5 protein-coding genes are annotated in these 6,525 nt (G+C 72.6%); 4 read left to right on the top strand and 1 reads right to left on the bottom strand.

Going from position 1 to position 6,525, the window contains the following annotated elements:
• Positions 1 to 1,047, bottom strand: a 1,047-nt coding sequence (locus tag TR48_RS33000) for a homocysteine S-methyltransferase family protein (RefSeq protein WP_042374095.1), incomplete at its 3' end; no start/stop codon positions are given.
• Positions 1,048 to 1,350: 303 nt separating this feature from the next.
• Here TR48_RS33000 and TR48_RS32995 point away from each other — a divergent pair.
• The 4 genes from TR48_RS32995 (at position 1,351) to TR48_RS32980 (ending at position 6,520) form a co-directional block, all read left to right on the top strand.
• A complete protein-coding gene (locus TR48_RS32995; RefSeq protein WP_042374093.1) occupies positions 1,351 to 2,214 on the top strand; it encodes a PAC2 family protein in 864 nt (287 codons plus the stop codon).
• Positions 2,215 to 2,497: 283 nt separating this feature from the next.
• Entirely contained in the window at positions 2,498 to 2,998 is a 501-nt protein-coding gene (locus TR48_RS44570; RefSeq protein ID WP_042374092.1) for a DUF6643 family protein, read from the top strand.
• 101 nt (positions 2,999 to 3,099) lie between these two features.
• On the top strand, positions 3,100 to 3,942 hold the full coding sequence (locus tag TR48_RS32985) for an MOSC domain-containing protein (RefSeq protein ID WP_042374091.1): 843 nt from the start codon (positions 3,100 to 3,102) through the stop codon (positions 3,940 to 3,942).
• Positions 3,943 to 4,099: 157 nt separating this feature from the next.
• Positions 4,100 to 6,520: a right-handed parallel beta-helix repeat-containing protein gene (locus TR48_RS32980; protein WP_042374090.1), complete on the top strand. Its 2,421-nt coding sequence runs from the start codon at positions 4,100 to 4,102 to the stop codon at positions 6,518 to 6,520.
• Positions 6,521 to 6,525: the final 5 nt, after the last annotated feature.

Below are 6,525 nucleotides of genomic sequence, written 5' to 3'. Positions count from 1 at the left end.
GGCGAGGTAGGAGGTGTCCTGCCGGAACGGGACGGCCTGGTAGAGCGAGGACGCCGCCGCCTCGGGCTGCGGGGTCCGCGGCGTGAGCGGGAGGCCCTGGACGCGTTCGACGACCTGGCGCAGGTGCTCCGGCGTGGTGCCGCAGCAGCCGCCGACCAGGGACAGCCCGTACTCGCGCACGAAGGTCTCGTGCGCGTCAGCGAGCTCCTCGGGGCTGAGCGGGAAGACCGCGCCGTCCTTGCCCAGAATGGGCAGGCCTGCGTTCGGCATGCAGGACAGGCCGATGCCCGCCTGGCGGGCGAGATAGCGCAGGTGCTCGCTCATCTCGGCCGGACCCGTGGCGCAGTTCATGCCGATGAAATCGATCCCGAGCGGCTCCAGCGCCGTCAGCGCCGCGCCGATCTCCGAGCCGAGCAGCATCGTGCCGGTCGTCTCCATGGTGACCTGCGCGAAGATCGGCAGGCTCAGCCCGGACTCGGTCAGCGCCTGCTTGACGCCCAGCACCGCCGCCTTGACCTGCAGCAGGTCCTGCGCGGTCTCGATCAGCAGCGCGTCCGCGCCGCCGGCGACCAGCCCGGCGGCGTTCCGGCGGAAGCCCTCACGGATCGCCTCGAAGGCGATGTGTCCCAGCGTCGGCAGCTTGGTGCCTGGGCCGATCGAGCCGAGCACCCAGCGCTGGCGGCCGTCCTTGGCGGCGAACTCGTCCGCGACCTCACGCGCGATCCGGGCCCCGGCCTCGGCCAGCTCCTCGATCCGGTCGGCGATGTCGTACTCGGCGAAGGCGGAGAGGTTGCAGCCGAAGGTGTTGGTCTCGACGCAGTCCACGCCCACCGCGAAGTAGGCCTCGTGCACCGAGCGGACGATGTCGGGGCGGGAGACGTTCAGGACCTCGTTGCAGCCCTCGTGGCCCTGGAAGTCCTCGAGCGTGGGGTTCCGCGCCTGGAGCATGGTTCCCATGGCCCCGTCCGCGACCACGACTCGGCTGGCGAGGGCCTCGCGCAGCGCATCGGCGCGCTCCTGGGCGGCAGGGGGGACGAAAACGGCCATGAGGGGCTCCCTGTGTGCGACGGCTGTCGGCTTTGCGCCCACTCGGTCGCGGGCGCACGAGGCCCAGCGTATTGCAGCCGACACAATCGGCTCCTCCGGATTCCGCCAGGTGGGACGCCGGTCCCGGCAGGCGGACCCGTCCGGCCCACCCGGGTTGCGCTCTGTCGGCCCTCGGCGAACCACCGGTTAAGCCGCCGCGCCGCAGGCATGGTTGCCCTTACGCTGGGCACTTACAGTCCGTGGGACGGCTCGGTCGAGCCGGATCCACGGCACAGCCTGGCAAGTGTGGAGGGAGGCACCGGGGTGGTCGAGCTTGAGGACGTGCCCGAGCTCATCGACCCGGTCATGGTGGCCGCGTTCGAGGGCTGGAACGACGCGGGGGACGCCGCATCCACCGCGGTCGCCCATATGGACGACACCTGGGGCGGCAAGGTCTTCGCCGAGCTGGATGCGGAGGACTACTACGACTTCCAGGTGAACCGCCCGACCGTCTGGCTGGACGGCGGGATTCGCCGGATCACCTGGCCGACGACCCGGCTCTCGGTGATTCGGGTGACCGAACCGAAGACCCGGGACCTGGTGCTGGTCCGGGGCATCGAACCGAGCATGCGCTGGCGCAGCTTCTGTCAGGAGCTGCTCGCGCTCGCCCACGAGCTGGGCATCGAGATGGTGGTCATCCTGGGCGCGCTGCTCGGGGACACCCCGCACACCCGTCCGGTTCCGGTCAGCGGGGTCACCTCCGACCCGGACGTGGCGCGCTCCCTGGAGCTGGAGGAGAGCCGCTACGAGGGCCCGACGGGCATCGTCGGGGTGCTGCAGGAGGCCTGCGCGCAGGCGGGCCTGCCGGTGGCGACGTTCTGGGCGGCGGTCCCGCACTACGTGGCGCAGCCGCCGAACCCGAAGGCGACGCTCGCGCTGCTGAACAAGCTGGAGGATCTGCTGGACATCCGCGTCCCGCTCGGCGAGCTGCCGGACGACGCGCGCGCCTGGCAGCTCGGGGTGGACCAGCTGGCGGCGGAGGACAGCGAGGTGGCGGAGTACGTCCAGCAGCTGGAGGAGGCCAAGGACACCGTCGACCTGCCCGAGGCGTCGGGCGAGGCGATCGCCCGCGAGTTCGAGCGCTACCTGCGCCGACGGGACAACCAGCCGCCCAAGACGGGCGACTGACCCCCTCCCTGCGCCCGCCCCGGCGCCGCACCGGGACACCCTCGGGCAGGCGACCGAAAACCCCCTTCCGCCCTCCTCGGGTCACTGCCCCGAGGAGGGCGGAGTGCGTCCGTCCGGTAAACATTGCATCAACAATGCGACCGTTCCACACCACACTCTGCTTCCGATCTGACCGTTTTTCACCACTTCGGGCAGTCGCGCAAGTCAAAAGCTCGGCAATCCCCGCAACTAGCTGTGGTGACACTCTCCTCAGCAGGCATGTTGTGGGCTTACGGTATGCGTCATGACCTCCCGCTCCTACGACGGAGTCGGTTACTACGCTCCGTCCTTTGCCTCGGACACCCCCATCTACGACAGCCTCGTGGCTGAGCGGGGCGTCCCCCAGATCGCGCCGATCAACGTGCCCGCCGCCCTCCCGCCGGCGAGCTATGACAGCTTCGGCTCCTCGTCGTACGGCTCCTCGTACGGCACGGGCTACGGCTCGTCGTTCGGGCCGGGCAGCAACCTGCCGGCCATGCCGACGCCGCGCCTGGCCTTGGGTCCCGGACCGAGCAGTCCCAGCTTCACCCCGCCCACGCCGGTGCCGGCGCAGTACCCCGCGCCGCAGCCGTACATCCCCCACCAGCCCAACTACGGTGGCGCGCCGTCCCAGTACACCGCGCCGGTCGCCCCCGTGGCCCCGCTGCGCCCGGCCCCGCCGCAGGCGCAGCCGCAGGGCGGCTACGGTTACCCCCAGCAGCAGAACCCGGGCGGCTACGGCTATCCGCAGCAGCGCGGTTACTGAGGCTCCACGGGAGGTCGAGGTCCTTCAGGGGCGCGGGGGTTCCCGCGCCCCTGAAAGGTCACCGGACCTGCACGACGTTCTAACCCTGGCACCATGGAGTCATGGCAACTCGGCTCACTGCGCTGCGGATACACCCGGTCAAGTCCTTCCACGCCCAGGCGCTGGAGTCCGCCTCCGTCGAGCCGTGGGGCCTCGTCGGAGACCGCCGGTGGATGCTGGCCCAGCCGGACGGCGAGGTGCTGACGCAGCGTGAGGACCCGCGACTGGCCCGGTTCCAGGCCGGGATCGGGGCCGACGGCACGCTGCTTCTCGCCCACCCCGACGCCGACGCGCCGCTGCGCGTCGCACCGCCGGACCCGACGGCGCTCGCGCCCGTCTCGATCTTCCGCGGCGGCTTCAGCGCCCCGGTCGTCGAGGACACGGACGTCGTCGACTGGTTCCGCAAGCTGCTCGACCGCGAGGTGCGCCTGGTCCACCTCGACGACCCGCACCGGCGCCCGATGCCCGCGACCACCAGCCTGGCCGACGCCTACCCCCTCCTGCTCACCACGACCGGCTCCCTCGACGCCCTCAACGCGCTGATCGCGCAGGACCACCCCGAGGAGGCCGCCGCCGCGGGCCCGGTCCCGATGGAGCGGTTCCGGCCGAACCTCGTGCTGGACGAGCCGACGCCGTGGGCGGAGACCGGCTGGCGGCGGATCCGGATCGGCGCGGTGGAGTTCGAGGTCGTGCAGCAGTGCGGCCGCTGCGCGATCACCACCGTCGACCAGGACGCCGGGGTCTTCGCCGGCCAGCAGCCGCTGCGCACGCTGCGCAAGCGCCGCCGCTTCGCCAGGAGCGCCGCCTTCGGCATGCACCTGGTCCCGCAGGCCCCCTACGGCACCCTGCGCCTGGGCGACGCACTCACGGTGCTCGAGTCCGGAGCGCTTCCGCAGCCGGACTGAGCGGAACCGATCACAACAGGTCACCGGTGCGGGTGGCGACCGATCGCCGTCCCGCTCGTTGTCATCGATGTCGAAGGAAGAGGGTCGGGCGAGGGTGCCGGACGCAGTACCGTGGGCGGACGCAGCAGGACGAGAGAGCTGGGGGCACCGGATCGTCATGGGAGCAGGCGTGGTGCGGGTGACCCTGGACGGCGCCTCGCGCTGGCGTCGTCGCTCGGGCGAGTACGCCACGGTCGCCGAGGCGCTGGCGGCCGCCGAACCGGGTGACACGGTCGCGCTCGGGGCGGGCGTCTACCGCGAGAACATCGTGCTGGACAAGGCCCTGACGCTGCGCAGCGCGGAGGGGCCGGGCACGGTGCGGATCGAGCCGTCCGCGGGCAGCGCGCTGATCGTGCTGGCCTCGGCGGCCGTGCACGGACTGGTCCTGGAGGGCCAGGACGGCTCCGCTCCCGCCGTCGTCATCGCCGCCGGCGCGCCGGAACTGACGGACTGCCGGATCTCGACGCGCTCCTCGGTCGCCATCGAGATCCGCGGCGAGGCCCGGCCCGTCGTCCGCACCACCAAGGTGGAGAACCTGGGCGGCCTCGGGCTGCGCGTCTCCGAGGCGGCGCAGGCCCTGGTCGAGGACCTCGAGATCGACGGCACCGGCCAGTCCGGCGTGGTCGTGCGCGCGGGCGGGGCGTTGCGCCTGCTGCGCGGCAAGGTGCGCCGCGCCTCCGGCGCCGCCCTGGTGCTGACCGGCGAGGGCAGCCGCATCGAGGCGGAGGGCTGCGAGTTCACCGAGGTGGACGGCAACGGCGTCCAGGCCGACGACCGGGCCGAGGGCGTGCTCGTCGACTGCACCGTCTCGCGCGTCTCCGACAACGGCCTGACCCTGGACGGCGCGGCCACCCTGCGGCTCGAAGGCTGCCGCCTGCACGACATCCCGGAGAACGCCGCCGACCTGCGCGGCCGGGCCAGGCTCACGCTGACGGGCAGTCGGCTGCGCTCCTTCGGGCGCAACGGCTTGTCGGTCTGGGACACCGACACCTCCGTCGAGGCGGTCGGGTGCGAACTGCTCGACAGCACCGGCGACTACCCGGCCGTCTGGGTCATCTCCGGCGCCACCGCCAAGCTGACGGACTGCCGGATCCAGGACGTCCCCGACGGCCTTTTCGTGCTGGACCGCGGCTCGGCGGCCGAGGCGTCCGGCTGCACGCTGAGCCAGGTGCGCGGCACGGCCGTCTCGGTCAGCTCGGGCGCGACGGTCCGTCTGGACCGGCTGACCGCGCAGGACGCGACCACGGGCGCCTGGTTCCGCGACCACGGCAGCGGCGGCCTGCTGACGGACTGCGAGATCTCCGACACCGCGACCGGCGTCATCGTCACCCGTGGCGCGGACCCGGTGCTGCGCGGCTGCACGCTGCGCGGCAGCGGCGAGGCGGGCGTCTACGTCTCCGCGGGCGGGCGCGGCTCCTTCGAGGAGTGCCGGGCCACCCACGGCAAGGGCTACGGCTTCCACGTCATCGACGGCTGCCCGACGGTGCTCACCCGCTGCCGCGCCGAGCAGAACGCGCGCGGCGGTTTCGAGTTCTCCGAGCCCGGCCCGGTGGCGGAGGCCTGCACCTCGGACGACGCGAGGCCCTCCCCCGCGCCCGTCGTCGCCGCCGGGACGATCGCCGACGAGCCGCCGCTGGCCACGACCCTTCCCGGCGCCGCGCTCGTGCGCGCCCGCGTGCTGATCCCGGCGCAGCCGCTGGCCTCCGGACTGCCGCAGATCGCCCCGATCCCGGACTGCCGTCCGGCCGAGGAGGCGCTGGCGGACCTGGACGCGCTGGTCGGTCTGGGGACCGTCAAGCAGGAGGTCCGCACGCTGATCGACCTGATCTCGGTCGGCCGCAGGCGTCGCCAGGCCGGCCTGAAGGCGCCCTCGCTCCGCCGCCACCTGGTCTTCACCGGCTCCCCCGGCACCGGCAAGACGACGGTGGCCCGCCTCTACGGCGAGATCCTCGCCTCGCTGGGCGTGCTGCAGCGCGGCCACCTCGTCGAGGTCTCCCGGATGGACCTCGTCGGCGAGCACATCGGCTCCACCGCGCTGCGCACGGCGGAGGCCTTCGACCGCGCGCGCGGAGGGGTGCTGTTCATCGACGAGGCCTACGCGCTGGCCCCGGAGGACGGCGGCCGCGACTTCGGCCGCGAGGCGATCGACACACTGGTGAAGCTGATGGAGGACCACCGCGACGAGGTCGTGGTCATCGTCGCGGGCTACACCTCCGAGATGGAGCGCTTCCTGGCCGCCAACCCCGGTGTGGCGTCCCGCTTCTCCCGCACCATCACCTTCCCCGACTACACGGCCGAGGAGTTGCTGCGGATCGCGCGGACGCAGGCCGAGGAGCACGAGTACGAGCTGTCCGACGCGGCCGAGGACGCGCTGCTGGCCCACTTCGCGGCCCTGCCCAAGGGCCCGACGTTCGGCAACGGACGGACGGCCCGGCAGGTCTTCGAGACGATGATCGAACACCATGCGGTCCGGGTCGCCCAGCTGCCCGACGCGACGACGGAGCAGCTGCAGCTGCTGCTGCCCGAGGATCTGCCGTAGGGCGT

It is taken from the genome of Streptacidiphilus neutrinimicus, assembly GCF_000787815.1.
Classification (GTDB): domain Bacteria; phylum Actinomycetota; class Actinomycetes; order Streptomycetales; family Streptomycetaceae; genus Streptacidiphilus; species Streptacidiphilus neutrinimicus.
The sequence above is the reverse complement of the archived record's forward strand: the minus strand, read 5'-3'. Positions and strand labels throughout refer to the sequence as shown.

Excerpts from the sequence above, each read along its gene's own strand:
- TR48_RS44570 (WP_042374092.1), top strand. The coding sequence starts at position 2,498 with ATGACCTCCCGCTCCTACGACGGAGTCGGTTACTACGCTCCGTCCTTT.
- TR48_RS32985 (WP_042374091.1), top strand. The coding sequence starts at position 3,100 with ATGGCAACTCGGCTCACTGCGCTGCGGATACACCCGGTCAAGTCCTTC.
- TR48_RS32980 (WP_042374090.1), top strand. The coding sequence starts at position 4,100 with ATGGGAGCAGGCGTGGTGCGGGTGACCCTGGACGGCGCCTCGCGCTGG.